The organism is Streptomyces sp. NPDC057702 (assembly GCF_042799315.1).
Taxonomy (GTDB): domain Bacteria; phylum Actinomycetota; class Actinomycetes; order Streptomycetales; family Streptomycetaceae; genus Streptomyces.
Window position 1 is genome coordinate 83,764 of the sequence record NZ_JBHVJC010000014.1, and the last position, 24,998, is coordinate 108,761.

13 protein-coding genes and 1 tRNA gene are annotated in these 24,998 nt (G+C 73.7%); 6 read left to right on the top strand and 8 right to left on the bottom strand.

What is annotated here, in order from left to right; genetic code table 11:
• The first annotated feature begins 303 nt into the window (after window positions 1-303).
• Together ACFVFR_RS13010 and hrpB are read left to right on the top strand one after the other, a co-directional pair.
• Complete coding sequence (locus tag ACFVFR_RS13010) at window positions 304-1,272, top strand: class I SAM-dependent methyltransferase (RefSeq protein ID WP_383700529.1); 969 nt, start codon at window positions 304-306, stop codon at window positions 1,270-1,272.
• A gap of 163 nt (window positions 1,273-1,435) precedes the next feature.
• Window positions 1,436-4,144, top strand: coding sequence for an ATP-dependent helicase HrpB (hrpB, locus tag ACFVFR_RS13015; RefSeq protein WP_383700531.1), 2,709 nt, complete (start codon window positions 1,436-1,438; stop codon window positions 4,142-4,144).
• Between the two features lie 777 nt (window positions 4,145-4,921).
• On the opposite strand, the gene ACFVFR_RS13020 is transcribed toward hrpB, so the two are convergent.
• Both ACFVFR_RS13020 and polA read right to left on the bottom strand, forming a co-directional pair.
• Complete coding sequence (locus ACFVFR_RS13020) at window positions 4,922-6,790, bottom strand: lytic transglycosylase domain-containing protein (protein ID WP_383700533.1); 1,869 nt, start codon at window positions 6,788-6,790, stop codon at window positions 4,922-4,924.
• A gap of 818 nt (window positions 6,791-7,608) precedes the next feature.
• The gene (gene polA, locus ACFVFR_RS13025) at window positions 7,609-10,338 is read right to left on the bottom strand and encodes a DNA polymerase I (protein WP_383700535.1); all 2,730 of its coding nucleotides are present in this window, start codon (window positions 10,336-10,338) and stop codon (window positions 7,609-7,611) included.
• A gap of 295 nt (window positions 10,339-10,633) precedes the next feature.
• On the opposite strand from polA, the gene ACFVFR_RS13030 reads away from it, so the two are divergent.
• Together ACFVFR_RS13030 and ACFVFR_RS13035 are read left to right on the top strand one after the other, a co-directional pair.
• On the top strand, window positions 10,634-12,916 hold the full coding sequence (locus ACFVFR_RS13030) for an FdhF/YdeP family oxidoreductase (protein ID WP_383700537.1): 2,283 nt from the start codon (window positions 10,634-10,636) through the stop codon (window positions 12,914-12,916).
• A gap of 73 nt (window positions 12,917-12,989) precedes the next feature.
• Entirely contained in the window at window positions 12,990-13,460 is a 471-nt protein-coding gene (locus ACFVFR_RS13035) for a PaaI family thioesterase (protein WP_383700539.1), read from the top strand.
• Window positions 13,461-13,624: 164 nt separating this feature from the next.
• On the opposite strand, the gene ACFVFR_RS13040 is transcribed toward ACFVFR_RS13035, so the two are convergent.
• Window positions 13,625-14,281 (bottom strand): ANTAR domain-containing response regulator, encoded by a 657-nt coding sequence (locus ACFVFR_RS13040; RefSeq protein WP_383700541.1) that lies wholly within the window; start codon window positions 14,279-14,281, stop codon window positions 13,625-13,627.
• A 99-nt stretch (window positions 14,282-14,380) separates the two neighbouring features.
• Between ACFVFR_RS13040 and ACFVFR_RS13045 the strand changes: the two genes are divergently transcribed.
• A tRNA-Leu gene (locus ACFVFR_RS13045) sits at window positions 14,381-14,453 on the top strand.
• 358 nt (window positions 14,454-14,811) lie between these two features.
• Here the strand turns inward: ACFVFR_RS13045 and pyk are convergent.
• On the bottom strand, window positions 14,812-16,242 hold the full coding sequence (gene pyk / locus ACFVFR_RS13050; protein WP_383700543.1) for a pyruvate kinase: 1,431 nt from the start codon (window positions 16,240-16,242) through the stop codon (window positions 14,812-14,814).
• Window positions 16,243-16,387: 145 nt separating this feature from the next.
• Window positions 16,388-17,083, bottom strand: coding sequence for an SIMPL domain-containing protein (locus tag ACFVFR_RS13055; protein WP_383700545.1), 696 nt, complete (start codon window positions 17,081-17,083; stop codon window positions 16,388-16,390).
• 157 nt (window positions 17,084-17,240) lie between these two features.
• On the opposite strand from ACFVFR_RS13055, the gene ACFVFR_RS13060 reads away from it, so the two are divergent.
• Window positions 17,241-19,091 carry a bifunctional metallophosphatase/5'-nucleotidase gene (locus tag ACFVFR_RS13060; RefSeq protein WP_383700547.1) on the top strand — a complete coding sequence of 617 codons (1,851 nt, stop codon included), beginning with the start codon at window positions 17,241-17,243 and terminating at the stop codon, window positions 19,089-19,091.
• Window positions 19,092-19,644: 553 nt separating this feature from the next.
• Here ACFVFR_RS13060 and ACFVFR_RS13065 read toward each other — a convergent pair.
• The 3 genes from ACFVFR_RS13065 to ACFVFR_RS13075 form a co-directional block, all read right to left on the bottom strand.
• On the bottom strand, window positions 19,645-21,102 hold the full coding sequence (locus tag ACFVFR_RS13065; protein ID WP_383700549.1) for a lysine N(6)-hydroxylase/L-ornithine N(5)-oxygenase family protein: 1,458 nt from the start codon (window positions 21,100-21,102) through the stop codon (window positions 19,645-19,647).
• The gene (locus ACFVFR_RS13070; protein WP_383700551.1) at window positions 21,099-22,844 is read right to left on the bottom strand and encodes a pyridoxal phosphate-dependent decarboxylase family protein; all 1,746 of its coding nucleotides are present in this window, start codon (window positions 22,842-22,844) and stop codon (window positions 21,099-21,101) included. The genes ACFVFR_RS13065 and ACFVFR_RS13070 overlap by 4 nt, the downstream gene beginning before the upstream one ends.
• Window positions 22,845-23,725: 881 nt before the next feature.
• Window positions 23,726-24,577: an SDR family oxidoreductase gene (locus ACFVFR_RS13075; protein WP_383700553.1), complete on the bottom strand. Its 852-nt coding sequence runs from the start codon at window positions 24,575-24,577 to the stop codon at window positions 23,726-23,728.
• Window positions 24,578-24,998 lie beyond the last annotated feature (421 nt).

Below are 24,998 nucleotides of genomic sequence, written 5' to 3' on the forward strand. Positions count from 1 at the left end.
GTATCGCACTGCCGAAGTCGGCCAGTCTTGGAGGCGTGGGCTTTCCGGACGGGAAGCCGCAAGCGCCTCGACAACCGAGGGGACATACAACAGATGCAAGCGCGACCTGCTCCGTCTGAGGTACGCAGGCTCGCAGCGCAACTTGTAGCATACGGGGGCAGCCGGGCACGGTCAATGCGCGAAGTGCGCACGTGGAGAGCCAAACGCCAATAACCCGGCGTACGTGTGGTCCGGGCCGCCATCGGGGGTCACTCACGGTGTTCGCGGCCACAGGTCGAATCAGAGAGTACGACGACACCGACGATGAGCCAAGACCGCCGGCCGACCGACGCGCCCGCCTCCTCCGAAGCCCTCGACGGCGGCCCCCGCACCGCCGATTCCGCGCTCCCGCGCGCCCCGGCGTACGCCTCCGGGGTGTCGCCGGCGGACCGGGCGGAGGCCGTGTCGGACGGTGGGGAGCAGGACGACGCCACGGCCACCCGACGCCGCGCCGGGGACGACGAGAGCAACCGGGCCAGCCGGGGCTGGTGGGACCGCAACGCCGACGAGTACCAGGACGAGCACGGCGCCTTCCTCGGCGACGACCGGTTCGTCTGGGGCCCGGAGGGGCTCGACGAGGAGCGGGCCGGGCTGCTGGGGCCCGTCGCGGAGCTCCAGGGCCGCCGCGTGCTGGAGATCGGGGCGGGCGCCGCGCAGTGTTCGCGCTGGCTGGCGGCGCGGGGCGCCCGGCCGGTCGCGCTCGACCTCTCCCACCGCCAGCTCCAGCACGCCCTGCGGATCGCCGGGCAGCTCCCCTCGGCGCCACCGGTGCCGCTGGTGCAGGCCGAGGCGGGCACCCTGCCGTTCGCGGCCGGCACCTTCGACCTGGCGTGTTCGGCGTACGGGGCGATTCCCTTCGTGGCCGACCCGGTGCGCGTGATGCGTGAGGTGCGCAGGGTGCTGCGGCCCGGCGGGCGCTGGGTGTTCTCCGTGACGCACCCGATCCGCTGGGCGTTTCCCGACGAGCCGGGCCCGGAGGGGCTCTCGGTCGCGGCGTCCTACTTCGACCGCACGCCCTACGTCGAACAGGACGCGGCCGGGCGGGCCGTCTACGTCGAACACCACCGGACGCTCGGCGACCGGGTACGCGACGTGGTGGCCGGCGGGTTTCGGCTGGTGGATCTGGTCGAGCCCGAGTGGCCTTCGTGGAACACGCAGGAGTGGGGTGGCTGGTCGCCGCTGCGCGGACAGCTCATACCCGGCACGGCGATCTTCGTGTGCGAACGCGACTGACACGCGACACGGGATCGCTCCGACCCGCTGTGCCCGGGAGCGGCTGGGCGCGGGGAGTCGGGGCGTTCACACGATGGACGGGTGGCCTGGCCGGTCCCGGCGCCGCGCTCACTCTCGGTGACCGTTCGCCCGCTCGGTGGCGATGTCAGTGGTCGCTGCGAGGATGGCCATCGTGACGATCCGTACTGACGTGCTCGACCTACTGCCCGTCCGCGACGCGGTGCCCGCCGTGCGGGACGCCCTGGAGGCGCACGGGGCCGCCGTGCTGTGCGCGCCGCCGGGCACGGGGAAGACGACGCTGGTCCCGCTCGCGCTGGCCGGGCTGCTGGGCCCGGGGAGCCGGGTGCGGCGGGTGGTGGTGGCCGAGCCACGGCGGATCGCGGCACGGGCGGCGGCGCGGCGGATGGCCTGGCTGCTGGGTGAGGAGGTCGGTGAGCGGGTCGGCTTCACGGTGCGCGGCGAGCGGCGGGTCGGGCGGCGGACCGTGGTGGAGGTCGTCACGACCGGCGTGCTTCTGCAAAGGCTGCAACGCGATCCGGAACTGGCCGGTGTGGATGTCGTCATGTTGGACGAGTGCCATGAACGCCACCTCGACGCGGACACGGCCGCCGCCTTCCTTCTTGACGTACGGGCGACGCTACGGCCCGAGCTGTGGCTGCTGGCGGCCTCGGCGACGACGGACGCCGAGGGCTGGGCCGCGCTGCTCGGCGGGGTGGACGCGGGCACGGGCGGTGCGCCGGCGTCGGGGCGGGTTCCGGGTGGTGGCGCGGCGCCGATCGTCACCGCTCAGGGTGTCGCGCATCCGGTGGAGGTGGTGTGGGCGCCACCGGAGCGTGCCGTACGCCCCGCGCACGGGATGCGGGTCGATCCCGTACTGCTCGATCACGTCGCGGCCGTGGTGCGGCGGGCGCTGCGCGAGCGGAAGGGGGACGTGCTGTGTTTCCTGCCGGGGGTCGGCGAGATCGGGCGGGTGGCCGGGCACCTCGCGGACGAGCGGCTGGACGTCGAGGTGTTGCGGGTGCACGGGCGCGCGCCGGCCTCGGTTCAGGACGCGGTGCTGGCCGGTGGCGCGGGCCGGCGCCGGGTGGTGCTGGCCACCTCGGTCGCCGAGTCGAGCCTGACGGTCCCCGGGGTGCGGGTCGTGGTGGACGCGGGGCTGGCCCGCGAGCCGCGCACGGATCACGCGCGGGGGCTGGGGGCGCTGACGACCGTGCGGGCCTCGCGCGCGGCGGCGCGGCAACGGGCGGGGCGGGCGGGCCGTGAGGCACCGGGCGCCGTGTACCGGTGCTGGTCCGAGGCAGACGACGCGCGGCTGCCGCGCTGGCCCGCACCGGAGATCGCGGTGGCCGACCTGGCGGCGTTCGCCCTGCACTGCGCCTGCTGGGGCGACCCCGACGCGGCGGGCCTCGCGCTGCTCGATCCGCCGCCCGCCGGGGCGATGGCCGCCGCCCGGGAGGTGCTGGCGACGATCGGCGCCACCGACGCCGGGGGCAGGGTGACCGATCGCGGGGCGCGCCTGGCCCGGCTCGGGCTGCATCCCCGGTTGGCGCGGGCGCTGTTCGACGGCGCGCGCGAGGTGGGCGCGCGCCCAGCGGCCGAGGTGGTGGCCCTGTTGAGCGAGGAACCGCCACGGGAGTACGGGGACGACTTGAGCGCGGCCTGGCGGGTCGCGCGGCGCGGCGGCGACGCGTACGCCGGACGCTGGCGCGAGGAGGCTCGGCGGCTGGCGGGGGCGCTGCGTGAGGTGGACGGCGCCGTACGTGACGGCGGGCGCGGCGCGACGGGGCCCGCTGCGAGCGGGGGCGCCCAGGCTCGTGGACGGCGAGGGAACGCGGGGCGCGGCGGGCCGGCCGGAGCGGCGACGGGCGACACGGGCGTGGGCTTCGACGACGCGGTGGTCGGGCTGGTCGCGGCCCTCGCCTTCCCCGAGCGGGTGGCCCGGTCGCGCGGTGGGGGCGCGCTGCTGATGGCGTCGGGCACGGGGGCGGAACTGGCGGCGGGGTCCGGGTTGCGGGACGCGGAGTGGCTGGCCGTCGCGGTCGCCGACCGCCCGGTGACCGCCGCGTCGGCGCGCGTGCGGCTCGCCGCCGTGGTCGACGAGGAGACCGCGCGGATGGCGGCGGCTCCCCTGCACGCCGTCGTAGAGGAGGTCGGCTGGGCCGCCGACCGTGGCGACCTGGTGGCCCGTCGGGTCGAGCGGCTGGGGCGTATCGAGCTGTGGTCGCAGCCGCTCGCCAGGCCCGCCCCGGACCTCGTGCGCGCCGGGCTGCTCGACGGGCTGCGTCGCGAGGGGCTCGGGCTGCTGCACTGGTCGGACGAGGCGCGGTCGCTGCGGCAGCGCATGGCCTTCGCGCATCGCGTGCTGGGCGATCCGTGGCCCGACGTCGGCGATGCGGCGTTGCTGGACCGCGCGGACGAGTGGCTGGCCGGCGCGCTGGACCGGGCTCGGAGCCGGTCGGACCTGGCGCGGGTGGATGCGGGGCAGACGCTGGGCCGGCTGCTGCCATGGGCCACCGGGGACGCGGCACGGTTCGCCGAGTGGGTGCCGGAGCGGATCGAGGTGCCGAGCGGATCGAGGATACGGGTGGACTACGCGGAGGAGCGGCCGGTGCTGGCGGTGAAGCTCCAGGAGTTGTTCGGCTGGCAGGAGACGCCACGCATCGCGGGCGGGCGGGTCCCCGTGGTCGTCCACCTGTTGTCGCCGGCCGGCCGACCCGCTGCCGTCACCGCCGACCTGGCCTCGTTCTGGCGGGAGGGCTACCGCTCCGTGCGAGCCGAGTTGCGCGGCCGGTACCCCAAGCACCCCTGGCCGGAGGACCCCACGACCGCCGAACCCACCCGCCACACGTCGGCACGCGCTCGACGGGGCTAGACGCCTCGCGGCGGGCGGTCGGTGGTGGGCGGTCGGTGGTGGGTGGTGGGCCGCGGATGGGCTCTCAGCGGGCAACGGGGGCGGCGGCTGGTCGCCGCCCGTCGCCTGGGCAGCCGCGTGACAAGGGTCGAGTGGCCGACGTCCCGCCACCGGTACGCGGTGGTGTCATCACCGGGCGCGAACGCCGGGCGTCGACACGCGCCCCGGCGGGCCCTCGCGCCGCGTGCGGGGCGGCCATCGGTGCGACGCGGCGGTGCCGGGATCGGTGATCGGTAGGGGTGGACTCGCCCGCGTCGAGCCTGGCATCGGACAGGCTGGGAGCCGGCTGGGGCGTGCCGTGGAATGGGCCGAGCGCTCGTGGGGCCCACCGTCGACCGCCGTTGGGCGGGCCTGATCTCCGACCGGCCGGACTCCCGACAACGCCGGCCCCGGCCAGGACTCGGGCGAGCCCAGCCTCGACCGGCCCGACCTCAGTCCGGCCCAGTCAGTCCGGCCCGGCTTCGGGCCAGCCCGGCCTTCGAGCCGGGCCCGTCGTCGGGCGGGCCACCCCTCCAGCGCGACGAGCGCCACCACGGCTCGGTTTCGGGTCAGCCGGACGTCAGGTCGGGCGGCTCCAGGGGGCGCGTCCTCCGACGGGCTGCAGGGGGCAGGGCTCCCGTCGGGTTCGGCGCCAGGCCGGGCGCGTCCTCGTGGGGCCGATACGAACGGGCGTGGGGCCGATACGAACGAGCGCCGGCCAGGGAGTCCCTGGCCGGCGCTCGGTGTGGTGGGTGGGGCTCAGGCGACCGTCAGGGTGAGCGTGAAGGCGGTGCCGTCGGCGGTGGTGAGGCGGAGCAGGAAGGTGCCCGTGACCTTGTCGGTGAACACCTCGGGCAGGACGAGTTGGCCCTTGGCGTCCGTCTTCAGGCCGGCGAGCGTACGCAGCGGCTTGCCGTCGGCGTCCTTGAAGTAGGGGCCCTTGTCGTTCGGCTTCGCGTCCGTGGCCGAAGTGATCATGGTCGCGGTGAACGTCACGTCCGCGGCCGGCTTCCCCCGGTGGGTGGCCTGTACCGCGATGGGCTCGACGAACGAGGCACCCGGCTTGGCGGTGAGTGGCAGCGCGTCCGGACGCGTCACCTCGTCAGCCGTCGGCGTGGGGCGGAGCTTGACGGTCGCGCTGAAGTCGACCGCGCCCTTGGTCTCACCGATGATCGAGGCCCGCACGGTGAACGTGCCCGCCTGCCTGCCGGCGGTGATCTTGGGCGCCGTGGCCGTGCCATCCAGGTGCGAGAAGACGGTGACCTTGTCGGTCAGACCGAAGAAACGCGCTCCGGTCTCACCCCGTATCTCGTACCGCACCCGCACCGCGGCGAGCGGCTTGCCCTTGCTGTCCACGACGCGGACCTGAGGCGACGTGTCGAACGCCGCTCCCTCGGTGGCCGTGAACTCCCGGGGGCCGACGCGCGTCAGCGACTTGGCCGGCTTCGGCTCGGGCGCGGGCGGCTTCGTCGGCGGCGTGGTGGGGGGTGTGGTCGGCGGCGTCGTGGGCGGCTTGGGCTTGGTCGGCGGCTTCGTGGGCGGTGTCGTCGGCGGCCTGGTGGGCTTCGGGGACGGCTTGTTCGGCTGCTGGGGCTTGTTCGGCCGGTCGGGCCGCTGCGGTCGCGGCGTCGGATCGGGTCGCTCGCCGGCGCCCGGCCGCTGCGCGGGCCGCTCGCCGCCCTGGTGCGTGTCCGCGCCGCTCTCGCCCCTGCCACGGTCGCCGCCCGTGCGGGCCGGTTCGGTGCGGTCGTCGGGGCGCGTGTCGCCGTTCGTGCCGGGGCCGTTGTCGTGCGGCAGCGCGCCGGTACCGTCGGGCACCTCGTGGGTGCCGGACCGGTAGTACTCGAACCAGGACAGCACCGTCCGCAGGTACTCCTGCGACCGGTTGTAGCCGAGGATCGCCTTGTCCAGATCGCCCTTGACCGACAGGTCGCGGTCGTTGGCGCACAGGTAGTGGGCCGCCGCCAGCGCCGCGTCGTAGATGTTGTTCGGGTTGCGCTGGCCGTCACCGTTGCCGTCCTGGCCCCAGGTGGCCCAGGTGGACGGGATGAACTGCATGGGGCCGACAGCCCGGTCGTGCGTGGTGTCGCCGTCGTAGGCGCCGCCGTCGGTGTCGGTGATGCGGGCGAAGCCGTTGCCGTCGAGGACGGGGCCGAGGATGGGGCTGAGGGTGGTGCCCTCGCGGTCCACGGCGCCGCCACGGGCCTGCCCCGACTCGACGCGGCCGATGCCGGCGAGCAGTTGCCAGGGGAGGTTGCACTGCGCACGGCTGACCGCGACGGAGGACTCCGCCTTGCGGTACGCGTCGAGCACGGTGGCCGGGATGCCGGAGTCGGTGCCACCCATCTGGCTGGGCTGGTTCGCGCTCGGCGGTTCGTTGGGCCGGATCGACGGCTTCGGGCTCTTCAGCGGCGGCAGGTCGGTGTGGTACGAGGAGTCGCCGCTGATCGCGTCGTTCTGCGGCGCGGGCGCCTCGCTCGCGAGGTCTCTGTCCCGATCGCGGTCCGCTTCCGCGTGGCCGCCCGCGAACCCCGGGGCCTGAGACGCTGTGAGCGCGGCCATCGCGACCGCCGCCACGGCGGTCGTCGCAGCTCCCTTGCGCAGCCGCCGACTGATGTGCGCTGCCATCGTCCGTCCCTCCCGTCGCCCGTGCCGCGCGCTCCCCCGCGCGACAATGCCCGTGACACTACGGCAACTCATGGCCCGCAGCTACTGACGCAGAGCGCTCCTTTATGAACGGTTACGACAGGGTGTACTGCGGTGGTGATCGCGACAGTTCGCGTACTGCTTCGGGTGCGATCCGCCCGTCACTAGGACGTCGCTGGCCAGGCACAGGTTCCCCGGTCAGGCCGTGTTTCGGTGGCCACCTCGCGCCCCGCGTGAGCCGACGTCACGGCGGGGTGGCGGGGTGGGTCCTCGGAGCGGGAGCCGTCACCGAGCGTTGCCCTTCCCGGCAGCACCGGGTGCGCGTCCGTTCCGGTTTCGGTGCGCGTTCCTCCCCAGCCAGCGCGCCGGCCGGGGAGCGACCGGGGCGGTCGTGGCGTGCGGCCGGTGGCGCGGCCGACTTAGCGCCGCTGGCGACTCAGGGCGCGTACGCCGCCGGACCACGGCAGCTCACGGGGATGCCGTACGCACCCCGAGGGCCGATGGGCGATCCGGTCGAGGCGCGGCGCGTGTCTCCGAGGCGCGGCGCGAGTGCCGGGCCGGGGCAGTCGGTCCGGCACTCGCGGGCACACTTCGGCTACGCCGCCCGGCCGTTGGGCCGGACCGGACCGAACCGGATCGCACCCGGCCGAGTCGGGTCGGACCCGGTCAGCTCCGACCGGCCGCATCGGATCGCGGCCGGGCGTACGCCGCATCGACGTGCGCCCCCGTCGTCCGGTCCTCGTCACGTCGGGCCGCCCGGCGGCCTCGGTCCTCGCCGGCCGACGGGCCTCCCGCGCGGCTCAGTGAGCCGCCGACTCCCAGTCGCCACCCGCGCCGACCGAGACGTCGAGGGCTGCGTTGAGCTCCACGGCGGCGGACATCTCGCGGCGCACCAGTTCCTCCACGCGCTCCCGCTCCCCCGCCGCGATCTCCAGGACGATTTCGTCGTGCACCTGGAGCAGCATGCGCGAGTCCAGCCGCTCCTCGCGCAGGGCGCGGTCCACCCGCAGCATGGCGATCTTGACGATGTCGGCCGCGGTCCCCTGGATCGGGGCGTTGAGCGCCATGCGCTCCGCCATCTCGCGGCGCTGCCGGTTGTCGCTGTTGAGATCGGGGAGGTAGCGCCGACGGCCGAGCATGGTCTGGGTGTACCCGGTGGCCCGCGCCTCCTCGACCACGCGCTGGAGGTAGTCGCGCACTCCGCCGAACCGCTCGAAGAAGGTGTCCATCAGCTTGCGCGCCTCGTCGGGGGCGATGGTCAGCTGCTGGGACAGTCCGAAGGCGGACAGTCCGTAGGCCAGGCCGTACGACATCGCCTTGATCTTGCGGCGCATCTCCGGGTCGACCTCGGTCTTGGCGACGCCGAAGACCTGGGAGGCGACCGTGGTGTGCAGGTCCTCGCCCGAGGCGAACGCCTCGATCAGGCCCTGGTCCTCGGAGAGGTGGGCCATCACCCGCAGTTCGATCTGGCTGTAGTCGGCCGTCATCAGCGACTCGTACCCCTCGCCGACGACGAAGCCGCGGCGGATGGCGCGTCCCTCGTCCGTGCGCACCGGGATGTTCTGCAGGTTCGGGTCGGTGGAGGACAGTCGACCGGTGGCCGCGACCGTCTGGTTGAACGTGGTGTGGATTCGGCCGTCGGGGGCGATGGTCTTGATCAGACCCTCGACGGTGGAGCGCAGGCGGGCCTGCTCGCGGTGGCGGAGCATGATGACGGGGAGCTCGTGCTCGGTCTGGCCGGCGAGCCAGGCCAGGGCGTCGGCGTCCGTCGTGTAACCCGTCTTGGTCTTCTTCGTCTTCGGCAGGCCCAACTCGCCGAACAGCACCTCCTGGAGCTGCTTGGGCGAGCCGAGGTTGAACTCGTGGCCCACCGCGGCGTGTGCCTCCCCCACCGCCTGCTGCACGGCGGCGGCGAACTGCTGCTCCATGTTCTCCAACCAGCCACGGTCGGCGGCGATACCGGCCCGCTCCAGTCGGGCCAGCAACTCGGAGGTGGGCAGCTCGATCTCGTGCAGCAGGTCGGCCGCGCCGACCTCGGCCAGTCGTCCGTCGAACGCCTCGCCCAGGTCGACCACGGCTCGCGCCTGCGACATGAGCGCGTCCTGCTCGGCCTGGTCGTCGGCGCCGAAGGCCAGCTGTCCGCTGTCGGCCGCCGCCGGGGCCAGTTCGCGGCCCAGATACTCGACCGTCAGCGCGTCCAGCGCGAAGGACCGCCGACCGGGCTTGACCAGGTACGCCGCGAGCGCGGTGTCCATCCGCACACCGGCGACGGACCATCCGTGCTCGGCGTAGACCCGCATCGCGCTCTTGGCGTCGTGCATGACCTTCGGCCGCTGCGGGTCGCCGATCCAGGCGGCGAAGGCCCGCTCGTCGGCCTCGTCGAGCTGGGCGGGATCGAACCAGACGGCGGGCCCGGCCGCGGTCGCCAGCGCGATCTCGCTGACGCTGCCGCTGCCCAGCGCCCACGCGTCCACGCTCGCCACGCCGAGCGGGGCCCCGCCGTGCTCGGCGAGCCAGGGTGCCAGCTCGCCGGCGCCCAGCGCCTGGCCGTCCACCTCGACGCCGGCGGCCGGGGTCACCGTCTCCTCGACGGCACCGGGGTCGGCGGCCAGCAGTCGCTCGCGGAAGTTCTGGTGCCGGAACTCCAGCGCGTCCAGCACCACCGTCAGCGCCTGCCGGTCGTAGGGCGCCCGCAGCAGGTCGGCCGGGCCGCAGGAGAGCTCCACGTCGCGGACCATCTCGGTCAGCCGACGGTTGAGCTTGACCGACTCCAGGTGGTCCCGGAAGTTCTGCCCCGCCTTGCCCTTGACCTCGTCGGCCCGCTCGACCAGTTCGGCGAAGGATCCGAACTGGTTGATCCACTTGGCGGCCGTCTTCTCACCGACGCCCGGAATACCCGGGAGGTTGTCGGAGGGGTCGCCGCGCAGCGCGGCGAAGTCCGGGTACTGCTGGGGCGAGAGGCCGTACTTCTCCTGGACCTTCTCGGGGGTGAAGCGGGTCAGCTCCGAGACGCCCTTGGTCGGGTAGAGCACCGTCACCTGATCGCTGACCAGCTGGAAGGAGTCCCGGTCGCCGGTGACGATCGAGACCTGGTACCCCTCGGACTCGGCGCGCGTGGCCAGGGTGGCGATCACGTCGTCGGCCTCGAAGCCCTCGACCGCGAAGCGGCGCACGCTCATCGCGTCCAGCATCTCCCCGATGAGCTCCACCTGCCCCTTGAACTCGTCGGGGGTCTTGGAACGCGTCGCCTTGTACTCCGGGAACTCCTCGGAGCGCCAGGTCTTGCGGGAGACGTCGAAGGCGACCGCCAGGTGCGTGGGCCGCTCGTCACGCAGGGTGTTCGCCAGCATCGAGGCGAAGCCGTAGATGGCGTTGGTCGTCTGGCCGGAGGTGGTGCTGAAGTTCTCCGCGGGCAGGGCGAAGAACGCCCGGTAGGCCAGGGAATGCCCGTCGAGCAGGAGCAGCCGGGGGTGCTCGGCCGGCTCGCTGGTGGGCTGCGCTGCTGTCGTCTTCGATGCTTTCTCTGCCACGTCCCCGATCCTGCCACGGCCCACTGACAATCCCGAGCCGCCGGGCGGCGGCCGGCCTCCGGCGGGCCCGCGCGCCGGGGTCCGGGGCGGGCGGGCGGGGCCGTTGTCAGTGCCTCGTGACAGGATTCACCCGTACCGGTCCCGTACCGGACGCCCGGCCTCGGCTCGCCGTCGGCCGGGCGGCGACCAGCCACCGTACGCGGCGGGGCGCGCGCCACCGGCCCGCTCGCGGCGGCCGACGCCTCATGTCGGTCGCCACCGACCGCGCACGGCCGACCGCGCAAAGGGGAGCGTCATGGCAGCCAAGCCGCCCACAGGTGACCCGGTTCAGGACGCGCCCGACGTGGGCCCCCCGCGGCGGGCCGCGGCCGGGCTGCCGGGCATCACGCACTCCCTGCTGGCCGCCCAGCGGCAGATGGGCGTGCGGCGCACCGCGCTCACGCTGCTGCGGGTCAACCAGAAGGACGGCTTCGACTGCCCCGGCTGCGCGTGGCCGGAGCCGGACAAGCGGCACACGGCGGAGTTCTGCGAGAACGGCGCGAAGGCGGTCGCTGAGGAGGCCACCCTGCGTCGGGTGACGCCCGAGTTCTTCGCGGCGCACCCGGTGGCCGACCTGGCCACCCGCAGCGGGTACTGGCTGGGCCAGCAGGGTCGCCTCACCCGGCCGATGCTGTTGGACGAGGGCGCCGAGCGGTACGAGCCGATCACCTGGGACCGCGCGTTCTCGCTGATCGCCGAGGAGTTGCGGGCGCTGTCCTCGCCCGACGAGGCCGTCTTCTACACCTCGGGGCGTACGAGCAACGAGGCCGCGTTCCTCTACCAGCTCTTCGCCCGCGAGTTCGGCACCAACAACCTGCCGGACTGCTCGAACATGTGCCACGAGTCGTCGGGCTCCGCCCTGACCGAGACGCTGGGGGTCGGCAAGGGCAGTGTGCTGCTCGACGACCTCTACCAGGCCGATCTGATCATCGTCGCCGGGCAGAACCCGGGCACCAACCACCCGCGGATGCTCAGCGCGCTGGAGAAGGCCAAGGCGGGCGGCGCGCGCGTGATCACGGTGAACCCGCTGCCCGAGGCGGGCATGGAGCGGTTCAAGAACCCGCAGACCGCGCGCGGGCTGGCCGGTGGCGGCACTCCGCTGACCGACCTGTTCCTCCAGGTCAGGCTGGGCGGCGACCAGGCGCTGTTCCGGGCTTTGAACCGGCTGGTCCTGGAGACCGAGGGCGCCGTCGACGAGGAGTTCGTCCGCGAGCACACCCACGGTTTCGAGGAGTTCGCCGCCACCGCCCGCGCGGCCGACTGGGACGAGACGCTGCGCGCGACCGGGCTCTCCCGCGCCGAGATCGAGCGGGCGTCGGAGATGGTGCTGGCCTCCCGGCGCACCATCGTGTGCTGGGCGATGGGCCTGACCCAGCACAAGCACTCGGTGCCCACCATCCGGGAGGTCGTCAACTTCCTGCTGCTGCGTGGCAACGTGGGGCGGCCCGGTGCCGGCGTGTGCCCCGTGCGCGGCCACAGCAACGTGCAGGGCGACCGGACCATGGGCATCTTCGAGCGGCCCGCGCCGGAGTTCCTGGACGCGCTGGCGGCGGAGTTCGACTTCGCGCCGCCGCGCGAGCACGGTCTGGACGTCGTACGGGCCATTCGGGCACTGCGCGACGGGCAGGCCAAGGTGTTCTTCGCCATGGGCGGCAACTTCGTCTCCGCCACCCCGGACACCGAGGTCACCGAGGCCGCGATGCGGCGGGCGCGGCTGACCGTGCACGTGTCCACCAAGCTCAACCGCTCGCACGCGGTGACCGGGGCGCGGGCCCTGATCCTGCCCACCCTGGGGCGTACCGAGCGCGACACCCAGGCCGGTGGCGACCAGTTCGTCACGGTGGAGGACTCGATGGGCATGGTGCACGCCTCGCGCGGGCGCCTGGAGCCCGCCAGCGCGCAGCTGCTCTCCGAGCCGGCCATCGTCTGCCGGCTGGCCCGCGAGGTGCTGGGCGAGGACAGCCGCACGCCGTGGGAGGAGTTCGAGCGGGACTACGGGCGGGTGCGGGACCGCATCGCGCGCGTGATCCCCGGCTTCGAGGACTTCAACGCGCGGGTGAGCGTGCCCGGCGGGTTCGTGTTGCCGCACGGCCCGCGCGACGAGCGGAGCTTCCCCACGGCCACCGGCAAGGCCAACTTCACCTCGGCTCCGGTCGAGTACCCCGAGGTGCCCGAGGGGCGGCTGCTGTTGCAGACGCTGCGCTCGCACGACCAGTACAACACCACCATCTACGGCCTCGACGACCGCTACCGGGGCATCAGGAACGGGCGCCGCGTGGTCCTCGTGCACCCCGAGGACGCGCGCGAGCTGGAGCTGGCGGACGGCGCGTACGTGGACCTGGTCAGCGAGTGGCGGGACGGTGGGCAGCGGCGGGCGCCCGGCTTCCGCGTCGTGCACTACCCGACGGCTCGGGGCTGCGCCGCCGCGTACTACCCGGAGACCAACGTCCTGGTGCCGCTCGACGCGACGGCGGACACGAGCAACACCCCGACGAGCAAGTCCGTGGTGATCCGCCTGGAACCGACCGCCCCCGTATAAGCGTTCGCTCAGCGAGCTGATAGGTAAGACGCAGCACACAACGCACACGAGCCGCGGATCGGAGCCGGACAGCATGGGTGAGCAGACCACCACCACGTTCCCGCAGGAGATCGTCGACCAGTACGCGGGACTCGGGCTCGACCTGCCAGCCCTCTTCTCGGCCGGGAACCTGGGCGAGCGCATGGGGTTGCGGATCGTCGAGGCGGCGCCCGACCGCGTCGTGGGCACCCTCCCGGTGGAGGGCAACACCCAGCCGTACGGGCTGTTGCACGGCGGGGCGTCCGCGGTGCTCGCCGAGACCCTGGGTTCGGTCGGCTCGATGTTGCACGGCGGCCCGCACAAGATCGCCGTGGGGGTGGACCTCAACTGCACCCACCATCGCGGGGCCCGCTCCGGCCTGGTGACCGGGGTGGCCACGCCGTTGCACCGAGGTCGTTCGACGGCCACGTATGAGATCGTCATCACCGACGAGCAGGGCCAGCGCGTGTGCACCGCGCGGCTGACCTGCCTGCTGCGCGAGGTCGAGGCCCCGGCCACGACGTAGCGCGCGGGCGGGGCGGGCGGCAGGGCGGGCCCGGCGCGGTCTGTGCGCGAAGGGGCGCGCCCGGTGGGCGCGCCCCTGGCTGGCGGTGCCGACGCTCCGCGCCGCCCGACTCCCCCGACCCCGACCGGTGTTGACGGCGCGGGGGTCGGCGGAGCGGGCGGCGGCTAGGACTCCTTGGCGCTCTTGGCCGCCTTCTTCTCCGCCGCGTCCTCGATGACCGCCTCGGCCACCTGCTGCATGGACAGGCGGCGGTCCATCGACGTCTTCTGGATCCAGCGGAAGGCGGCGGGCTCGGTGAGCCCGTACTGGGTCTGGAGCACGCTCTTGGCGCGGTCGACCAGCTTGCGGGTCTCCAGTCGCTGGGAGAGGTCGGCGACCTCCTTCTCCAGCGTCTTGAGCTCGGTGAAGCGGGAGACGGCCATCTCGATGGCCGGGACCACGTCGCTCTTGCTGAACGGCTTGACCAGGTAGGCCATGGCTCCCGCGTCGCGCGCCCGCTCGACCAGTTCGCGCTGCGAGAAGGCGGTCAGCATCAGGACCGGGGCGATGCTGTCGGCGGCGATCTGCTCGGCGGCGGAGATGCCGTCCAGGATCGGCATTTTCACATCGAGGATGACGAGGTCGGGACGGTGCTCTCGGGCCAGCTCGACGGCGCGCTCGCCGTCTCCGGCCTCACCGACGACCGAGTACCCCTCTTCTTCGAGCATTTCCTTCAGGTCGAGGCGGATCAGGGCCTCGTCCTCGGCGATGACGACACGTGTGGTCAACGGCGGGACGTGCGACTGCTGCTCATCGACGGGCTCAGGCTCGACGTCGCTCACGGGACTCCTCGAATCAGGCAGGTGGTGCCCCACGAGCCTACCTAGCTCCTGTATGTTTGACGCACAGCGTCTTTCCGCTAACCTCTGTTTCTGAGGTCAGCCCTGGTAGTCCAATGGCAGAGACGATACTCTCAAACAGTATTCAGTGTGGGTTCGAATCCCACCCAGGGCACTTCATTTCGCTTCCAAGGTTCGTTCTCCACTGGCGGGATTCATTCGCCGTGATGAACGTCGCAACGCGACGCGGACCGAATGCACATATGGCGATCGGCTTTTCGGGCCCGGATTGCGGTGCCGCGTACATCGGGTAAATGCCGTGCTTCTCACGCCTTGCCACTCCCCCTTATTCCGGCGTTCCGCCCGTGCCGTGCCCCGGGTGCGGGGCGGGTGCGAGCGTGGCTGGGACGCGGTCGCCGTGAATACGGAATCCGGTCATGAATCCGCGTTTCACGCGGAATGGGAGCGCCCCGCGCACACGCTCAGCGAGCCGGGGTACGGCTCGCTGAGCGAATGACCGGTCGTGGCGGGAGTTACTGGCCGGGGTCGTCACCGATGCGGTGGACGCGGACCAGGTTGGTGGAGCCGGCGACGCCGGGGGGCGAGCCGGCGGTGATGACGACCACGTCGCCCTTCTGGCAGCGGCCGATGCGCAGCAGCTCCTCGTCCACCTGGGCCACCATGGCGTCCGTCGACTCGACGTGCGGGCCGAGGAAGGTCTCCACGCCCCAGGTCAGGTTGAGCTGGGCGTAGGTGTCCGGGTCGGGCGTGAAGGCGAGGACCGGGATCGGCGAGCGGTAGCGCGAGAGGCGACGGACCGTGTCGCCGGACTGCGTGAAGGCCACCAGATACTTCGCGCCGAGGAAGTCCCCCATCTCCGCCGCCGCGCGGGCGACCGCGCCGGCCTGGGTCCGCGGCTTGTTCCGCTCGGTCAGCGGCGGCAGCCCCTTGGCCAGCATGTCCTCCTCGGCCGCGACGACGATGCGGCCCATGGTCCGGACCGTCTCGATCGGGTACTTGCCGACGCTGGTCTCGCCGGAGAGCATCACCGCGTCGGTGCCGTCCATGACGGCGTTGGCGACGTCCGACGCCTCGGCGCGGGTGGGCCGGGAGGCGTCGATCATCGAGTCGAGCATCTGGGTCGCCACGATCACCGGCTTGGCGTTGCGCTTGGCGAGCTTGACGGCGCGCTTCTGCACCATCGGCACGGACTCCAGCGGCATCTCGACGCCGAGGTCGCCACGGGCCACCATGATGCCGTCGAAGGCGTCCACGATGGCTTCCAGGTTCTCCACCGCCTGCGGCTTCTCGACCTTGGCGATCAGCGGCAGCCGGCGGCCCTCCTCGGCCATGATCCGGTGGACGTCGCGGGCGTCGTCGGCGTCGCGCACGAAGGACAGCGCGATGACGTCGGCGCCGATACGCAGCGCCCAGCGCAGGTCCTCGACGTCCTTGCCGGACAGCGCGGGGACCGAGACGGCGACGCCGGGCAGGTTGAGGCCCTTGTGGTCGGAGACCATGCCGCCCTCGATGACCCGGGTGCGTACGCGCGGGCCGTCGACCCCGGTCACCTCCAGGGTGACCCGGCCGTCGTCGACGAGGACGCGCTCGCCGGGCGTCACGTCGCCGGCCAGGCCCTCGTAGGTGGTGCCGCAGCCGTGCCGGTCGCCCTCGACCTCCTCGACGGTGATCGTGAACTCGTCGCCGCGTTCAAGGAGTACGGGCCCCTCACGGAACCGGCCGAGGCGAATCTTCGGGCCTTGAAGGTCGGCGAGGACACCGACGCTGCGGCCGGTCTCCCGAGAAGCTTGGCGCACCCTCTGGTACCGCTCCTCGTGTTCCACGTAGGAACCGTGGCTGAGGTTGAAGCGGGCGACGTCCATGCCGGCCTCGACAAGCCTCTTGATCTGCTCGTACGAGTCGGTGGCGGGGCCCAGGGTGCAGACGATTTTCGCTCGGCGCATGAGTCGAGCCTATGACCTACCAACGGGTAGAGAACCGTGAACTCCCTACAGCCCAACGACCTTTACGTGAAAGGCTCTTGACAACTAATGAAACGTGCGCGGGGTCGCTCCGATGAGCGATGTGCCGGGGCCTCCCGCGCCGTTCTCACAGGGCGGGACGCGTCATGGTGAAGCGGGCGTTGACGTGCGCGTACACGGTCTGCCGTCGGGGTTCGAGGTCGAGGGCCGGTGCCTGGTCCGACGCGCCGCCGTAGCCGGGGACCGCCGCGCGCAGACCGGCGACCGGCGGCGGCGCGGGGGCGTTCTCCGCGCCGATGTCGGCGAGTTCGACGAGGGCGGCGAGTTCGGCTCCCAGCGCCTGGGCGTACTCGCGGGCCCGCTTGACCGCCTCGCGGACGGCCTGCTGGCGGGCCTCGCGGTGGGCTGGCGAGTCGGGGCGCAACGCCCACCAGGGGCCGTCGACGCTGGTCAGCTCCAGGTCGGCGAGGCGGGTGGTGAGCTCGCCGAGCGCGCTGAAGTCGGTGAGCGTGGCGGTCAGGTAGACCCGGCCGTGGTAGGCGCGGACGCGTTCGTGACGGCCCTTGTCGGTGAGCTGCGGGGTGATGCTGAAGGCGCCGGTCTCCAGCTTCTCGACCGCGTCGCCGTAGGACCTGACCAGGTCGAGGACCTGGTTGTTGCGGCGGGTGAGGTGGTCGAGCGCGCCGCGCCGGTCGGTGCCCCGGGCGCTGACGGCGATGCCGAGGCGGGCGATCTCCGGGTCGACCTCGATGTGGGCCTCGCCGCGCACCGCGACGCGCGGGGTCTCGGGCGTTCCGTAGGACAGCGGTGTGGTGGTCGTCATGGGGGCCACTCTCGCAGCCGGTCCGCGCATCAGGTAGTCATGTGGTCAAGGGCCACCCGGGGTGTCGGATCGACCGGTCCGGGTGGGCGACCCGCCCGCGCGCGCCATCGCGCGCGGGCGCGCTGGGCCGGGCTGCTGGAGTAGGGAGAACCACGAGATGCCACTGGACCGTAGGAGGTTCCTGGGTCGTTCGGCGGCGACGGGGGCCGCGGTGGCCCTGGCGGGGACGGCGACCGCCGCCGCGTCCCCGACGGGCGGGCGCGGCCACGGCCGGCCAAGCGATCGGTACGAGTTCACCGTGCTGGGCACCACCGACCTGCACGGCAACGTCTTCAACTGGGACTACTTCACCGACGCGGAGTTCGACGACCGGGACCACAACGACGTCGGGCTGGCCAAGATCTCCACGCTGGTGCGGCAGGTCCGCGCGGAGCGGGGCGCGGCCAACACGCTGCTGCTCGACGCCGGCGACACGATCCAGGGCACCCAACTGTCCTACTACTACGCCAGGGTCGAGCCGATCACCAGCCCCGGCGGCCCGGTGCACCCGATGGCCAGGGCGATGAACGCCATCGGCTACGACGCGGCGGCGCTGGGCAACCACGAGTTCGACTACGGCGTCCCGGTGCTGCGGAAGTTCGCCGAGCAGTGCGACTTCCCGCTGCTGGGCGCGAACGCGCTCGACGCGCGCACGGGCCGGCCGGCGTTCGCGCCGTACTGGATGACGCGGCTGCGCACGCCGTTGGGGCGGCCGGTGCGGGTGGCGGTGCTGGGGCTGACCAATCCGGGCGTCGCGGTGTGGGACAAGGCGCACGTGCAGGGCGAGTTGACCTTCCCCGGCCTGGTGGAGCGGGCGGCGACGTACGTACCACGGCTGCGGTCGATGGGCGCGGACGTGGTGATCGTCGCGGCGCACTCGGGCACCAGCGGCGCCTCCTCCTACGGCGACCAGCTGCCGCACGCGGAGAACGCGGCGACGCTGGTGGCGCGTCAGGTGCCCGGCGTGGACGCGATCCTGGTGGGGCACGCGCACCAGGAGATTCCCGAGTACCGGGTGGTGAACGAGGAGACCGGGCGCGAGGTGGTGCTCTCGGAACCGCTGAAGTGGGGGCAGCGGCTGACCCGGTTCGACTTCGCCCTGGCCTGGGAGCGGGGCCGGTGGCGGGTGGAGTCGGTGGGGGCGAGGGTGCTGAACGCGAACGCCGTCGCCGAGGACCCCGCGATCACCGGGCTGCTCGGCGCCGAGCACGCGAAGGTCGTGGCGTACGTGAACCAGGTGATCGGCACCTCGGCGCGGCGGATGGCGGCGGACGAGGCGCCGTACAAGGACACGCCGATCATCGACCTCGTCAACCACGTGCAGACACGGACCGTGCGGGCGGCGCTGGCGGATACCGAGTACGCCTCGGTGCCGGTGCTCTCGCAGGCGTCGTGCTTCTCGCGGACGGCCGTGGTGCCGGCGGGTGAGGTCACCATTCGCCAGGTGGCCGGCCTGTACCCGTTCGACAACGCCCTGGAAGCACGGCTGCTGACCGGTGCGCAGGTGCGGGAGTACCTGGAGTTCTCGGCGCGCTACTACGTGCGGACGGCGCCGGGCGGCGGCGTGGACCCGGCGAGGCTGACGAACGCGAACGGGACGCCGGACTACAGCTACGACGTGGTCAGCGGCCTGACGTACGAGATCGACATCGCCCGGGAGCCGGGGCGGCGGATCGCGAAGCTGTGCTTCGAGGGGAAGCCGGTGGCCGACGACGCGCGGTTCGTACTGGCGGTCAACAACTACCGGGCCAGCGGTGGCGGCGACTTCCCGCACGTCGCCTCGGCGCGGGTGGTGTGGTCGACGTCGGAGGAGATCCGGAACACGATCATCGCCTGGGTGCGCGCGGAGGGGACCATCGATCCGGAGCGGTTCGCGACCCAGGACTGGAAGCTGACCCGCGACGGCGCGCCGGTCTTCTTCTCACCGCTGGAGCACCGGCCCTACGTCCAGTGCCCCTGCTGCCGCTAGGCGGCGCCGCCGAGCCGGGCCGGTGCCCGGACGACCCCGATGACCCGCACGTTCGACGCGGTCGGCGGGTGGGCGCAGAGGGCGGTCGGGGCGGTGGCACATGCCGGGGTGAGATGCCCTCGTTCAGGAACCGTTAAAGGGCGTCAACAACCGTTAAAGGGTGTCAGCAAATCCCTCCCGGAACGGGCGCGGTCAGCACAATGAAAGGATGAATGAGGAGTTCGCCGTCGCGTTCGAAGCCGTTCGCCGGGATCTAGCTGCCTCATGCGCCGTGCGTCCTCGCTTCGCCGAGGACGCGTGGGCACAGGAGCTCGCGGGTGTGGGCGGTGTCGCGGGGGTGATGCTGTACGAGCCGGACGGCTCGGGGATGGGCATCTCCACGATGCTCGGCCAGCCACGGGCCCAGCAGGTGACGGAGCTCGCCGACCAGGTGCAGGAGTGGGCGGTGGAGGCACTGTGCGCGGCGACGATGCCCGCGGTGTGGCCCGAGTGCCCCGCCCATCCCAACGCGCATCCGCTCGCCCCGGTCGTACGGCGCGGCCAGGCGGTGTGGTCATGTCCGCGCGACGGTGTGACGGTCGCGCTGATCGGTGAGCTTGCCGCCGCGCTGGCCGCCGCCGCGAACCGTCGGATCGAGGCCGAAGGTGGTGAACGCGGTCCGGCGCGGAAGCGCAAACGCCAGCCGGCCGGTGACTGAGTTGAGGATGACCGCGCCGCGCCAGGCGGCGAGCCCGAGGTCGGGCGTGCCGACGCCGTGCGTGTGGCGTTCGGCGTTCTGCACGTAGACCGAGCCCTTGATGGCGGGGTCGAGGACCAGTCGTTGCTGCTCGTCCACCAGGGGGCGCCCCGTGCCGTCCCGGTGGAGCTGGGGTTGCAGGTCGGCCAGGAGCGTGTCGGTGGGACGTTCGCGGTAGCCGGTGGCCAGCACGACCGCGTTGGTCGTGAGCCGGGTGCGGGTGTGCTGCTGTTCGTGTTCGACGTGCAGCTCGATGGTCGAGGTGCCGACGCGGCCCGCGGTGCGCACCCGCACGCCGGGGGTGAGGACGGCGTCGGGCCAACCGCCCTCCAGCGTGCGGTCGTACAGCTCGTCGTGGATGGCGGCGATGGTGGCCTGGTCGATGCCCTTGTAGAGCTGCCACTGGCTGGGCAGGAGCGCGTCGCGGGCGGGCTCGGACAGGGCGTGGAAGTAGCGCGTGTAGTCGGGTGTGAACTGTTCCAGGCCGAGCTTGCTGTACTCCATGGGCGCGAAGGCGGCCGTGCCCGTGAGCCAGTGCAGCCCCTCGTGTCCGGAGGGGCGGCGGCGCAACAGGTCGAGGAAGACCTCGGCACCGGACTGACCCGAGCCGACGACGGTGACGTGGTCGGCGGCCAGCAGTTCGGCGCGGTGGTCGAGGTAGTGCGCCGAGTGCAGGACGGGGACGCCCGGCGCGTCGGCCAGCGGGCGCAGTGGTTCGGGCACGTGGGGCGCGGTGCCGACGCCGAGCGCCAGGTGGCGGGCGTAGGCGCGGCCCAGGGCCACCACCTCGTCGTCGGCGTCGAGTTGGGCGTAGTCGACCTCGAAGAGTTCGCGGTCGGGGTTCCAGCGCACGGCGTCGATGTGGTGGCGGAAGTAGAGACCGGGCAGGTGCTCGCTGACCCAGCGGCAGTACGCGTCGTACTCGGCGCGTCTGATGTGGAAGCGCTCGGCGAAGTAGAAGGGGAAGAGTCGATCCTGGTCGTGCAGGTAGTTCAGGAACGTCCAGGGGCTGGTGGGGTCGGCGAGGGTGACGAGGTCGGCGAGGAAGGGCACCTGGAGCGTGGTGCCCTCGATGAGCAGGCCGGGGTGCCAGCGGAAGGCGGGCCGCTGGTCGTAGAAGGCGGTGCGCAGGCCCGGGACGCCGTAGGCGAGGGCGGCCAGGGACAGGTTGAAGGGGCCGATGCCGATCCCGGCCAGGTCGTAGGGCTGCTCGGGGCTGGTGGCGGGGGCCTGGAACTGGGGCTCTGAGGGGGAGGTGAGGTCGGTGGTGCTCATCCGGTGCGGTGGCCTTCCACGAGTTTCACCAGCGCTTCGAGGTCGCTGGGCTGGATGTGCGGGTTCAGGAGGGTGGCCTTGAGCCACAGGCCGTCGGGGCGGGCGGCGCGGCCGAGCACGGCCCGACCCTCGGCCAGGAGTCGGCGGCGGGCGCGGGCCACGGCGGGCGGGTCGGCCCCGGTGGGGCGGAAGAGGACCGTGCTGATGACGGGCCGGGCGTGCAGTTCCAGGCCCGGGGTGGCCTCGATGAGGTCGGCGAGGTGCTGCGCGGCGGAGCACGTGCGGTCCACGAGCTCGCCCAGCCCGTTGCGCCCCAGGGCGCGCAGTGTGACGGCGACCTTGAGGATGTCGGGGCGGCGGGTGGTGCGCAGGGAGCGGCCGAGCAGGTCGGGGAAGCCTGCTTCGGCGTCGTCGGCGGCGCTCAGGTAGTCGGCGCGGTGGCCGAGCGGTGCGAGGTCGGCCCGGTCCGGTACGGCGAGCAGGCCGGCCGCGACAGGCTGCCAGCCCAGCTTGTGCAGGTCCAGGGTGACGCTGTGGGCGCGCTCGATGCCGCGCAGCTTGTGCCGGTGGGCGGCGCTGAACAGCAACGGGCCGCCGTACGCCGCGTCGACGTGCAGCCGGGCACCGTACGCGGCGGCCACGTCCGCCAGTTCGGGCAGCGGATCGATGACGCCGGTGTCGGTGGTGCCCGCGGTGGCCACCAACAACCGGGGTGCATCGGGCGGCAGTTGACCCAGCGCGGCGGCCGCGCTGGCCGGATCGAGCACGCCCCGAGGGGTGGCGACCACCACCGGGTCGGGCAGCCCGAGCACCCAGGCCGCGCGCACCACGCTGTGGTGCGCGTTCTCGCCGCAGACCACGCGCAGCGCCGGCGGCTCGGGCAGCGGCCGGCACGGGCGGGCGGGGCCCGGGTGGCGGCGCGGGTGCGGCAGGCCGTGCGCTCCCGGGCGCGGCCCGCCCGCCGCGCGCTCGACGGCCGGGGCACAGACGGGGGCGCTCGACGCGTGGTCGGCCGGTGCGGGAGGGGTCGCGGCGGGATCGGCCGGCGTACGGCTGGTGGGTGGGGGGCCGGCGGGGGCACGGTCGGTCGGCGGGGACGCGCTGGGCGTGCGGTCGGCCGGGGCCGCCGGGGCGTGCGCCGGGGTGCGGGTGGGGGGCCGGTGGTCGGCCGGGCGGGCGGCGGGGGTCGCCGGGGCGGGGCGGGTGGCCTCCTCGCGGGCCAGCAGGAGGGCCAGTTGGTTGGACTCGGTGCCGCCCGTGGTGACCAGGGCGTCGGCCGTGGGGGTCGCGGGGTAGACCAGGGCGGCGAGCGCGTGGCTGGTGAGGGCCTCCAGCTCGGAGGCGGCCGGGGCCTGGTCCCAGGAGTCGAGCGAGGGGTTGAGGGCGCTCGCGGCGAGGTCGGCCGCCACGGCGACGGCGAGCGGCGGGCAGTGCAGATGGGCCGCGCAGTGCGGGTCGGCGGGGTCCGCCGCGCCGACGGTGACGGCGTGCACCAGGGCGCGCAGCGCCTCGTCGGCTCCGGTGCCCTCGGCGGGGATGGCCTGCCCCACGGTGTGGCGCACGGCCCGCGCGACGGCCTCCGGTCCGCCCCGTGGCAGCGGGCCGGCGCGGTCGCGCGCGCCGGCGGCCACGGTCTCCAGGACGGCGTCGAGCAGCGGGCGCAGCGCGCGCGGGCCGGCGGCGCCACCCGCGAGGGGCGGAAGCGGCGGGTCGGCGTCGGCGTCGGCAACGGGCACAGGCACGGATGTGCCCTCCAATTAAGGGAGTCGCGGGTGTGAGGTCGGCCCAAATTACTGGCGTCGCCCTCGGGCGCGGCAGCCGATGCCGGGACACCACCCGTTAGGGGGTAGCCCCGAGCCCGTACGAGGGAGCGGCGCTCTCGTACGGGGGAGCCACGGGCCCCGTACGAGGGAGCGGCGGGCGGGCACGACGGCGCCCGCCCGACCGGAGGCGGGGGCTGCTCGTGGGCGCGCGCGGGGCGAGTTGGGGTGGGGTCGCGCGGGCGTGGGCGCGAGGGGGTCGCGCGGGTGCGCGGGGCGGGTTCGAGGGTGCGCGGGGTTCGCGCGGGGCGGGGCATCGGGGCGTGCCAGGCGGGGGCCTCGGGGCGTGGGTGCGTCGGCCGCTCCCGCGCGCCGCGACAGGCGGCCGGGTACGGGCGTGCGGGACGGGGCCCGCACTCCGGGGCGCGTGGGGTATGACGGGCGGCGCGGGGCACGGCGTACGGGCCTGCGAGCGATGCGGCGGCGGGCGACTCGGCGCACGGACGCGCGGTGGAGTGCGGGCGCGAGGTGGGGCGTGTGGTGGCGTACGGATACGCACGGGGTGGTGGGGCGGGGCCGCGAGTGGGGTGGTGGGCCGCGAGGCGCGGTGTACGACGCGGGTTGGTGGGTGGGAGCGGCCGGCAGGGGGCGATGGAGGGCCGATGGGCCCGGCCCCGCGCGGGGGCGGGGCCGGGCGGGAGTCCGTACGCCGGGGCGTCGGGCCGGGGCGTCGGGCGGTGAGGCTGGGGAGTGGCGTCGGCTACGCGATGTCGGCTACGCGGCACCGTCGAGTTGGGGTCGGGTGGCGGCCCGCGTGAGGCCAGGGAGACGGCTGGTGCGGGTGGGCGCGGGGCGGGTGGGGGTCAGGGGGTGGGGCGGGTGAAGTCGGCCGTGTGGTCGGTCGCCCACCGGGCGAAGGTCAGGGCCGGGCGGCCGGTGACCTCGGCGACCGTCGTGGTGACCTCGGTCTCCGCGGTGACCGCGGCGGCGAACGCGTCGAGGATCGTGCCCAGCATCGCCGGCGGCACGTGCGGGAACAGGTCGGGGCTGACCTCCTCCCGAGGCACCTCGTCGAAGCGCAGGTCGCGGCCGAGGGCCGTGCCGATGGCCGCGACCTGCTCGGCGGCGGTCAGGACCTCGGGGCCGGTGAGCCGGTAGGCCGCCCCGTGGTGCCCCTCGTCGAGCAGGGCCCGGGTGGCGACCGCGGCGATGTCCGCCTCGTGGATGGGCGCGGTGCGCGCGCCCGCGAACGGGTGGCGCACCACGTCGCCGTCGCGGATCTGGGGCGCCCACTGGAAGGCGTTGGTGGCGAACGCGTTGGGTCGCAGCAGTGTCCACCGCGCGCCGCTGGCCACGACCGCGCGCTCCGGTACGAGATGGTGCGCGACCAGCGGGTTGCTCTCGTCCGCGCCGTCGTCGACGGCGCCGCTGGACAGCAGCACCACCCGCCGCACACCGGCCGCCACGGCGGCGGTCAGCAGGTCCTGGGTGTGCGAGCCGACCGCGCTGAGGTTGATGAACAGCCCGGTGGCGCCGACGAAGAGCGCGTCCAGGGCGGCGGGGTCGGCGTAGTCGGCGCGTACCGCCTCGGCGCCGGGGGGCAGGTCGGCGCGGGCGGGGTCGCGGGTGACGCCGCGTACGGGCCGCTCCTCGGCGACGAGTTGGGAGACGAGCGAGCGCCCCACGTTTCCGGTGGCTCCGGTCACCACGATCACGGCTGTGCCGCCTTCCTGTCGAACCCGCCCCGAGCCGGCCCGTACGTCGTCGGCGTCGCCGTGGCACGCCGGTCGACCGGCGTGGGCCGCTCGGTACGGGGCGTGCGGCGCGGGCGAGGGCGCGGCACCGGGCGGGGTGGGGCGTGGGGTGACGGTCCGGCCGGGGCGGCGAGGGGGTCTGCTGATGAACACGGCCAGGCTAGTGAACCGGAAGGCCCCTCCGGATCGCCGGTTGGGCGGAGCCGCCCTGCGACCACGGACCTAGGTCCACGGCACGCGCGACACGACGTATGGCGATATTGGCGGCACGGAAGGGGTGTTGGCCCGACGGCGGGCCGACAGCACCGCGTACGAGCGGCGCACCGGCGGCGCGAGAGGCGGGCGCGGGTCGCGGGTGCCCGGGACCGGCCGGCCCCGGTCG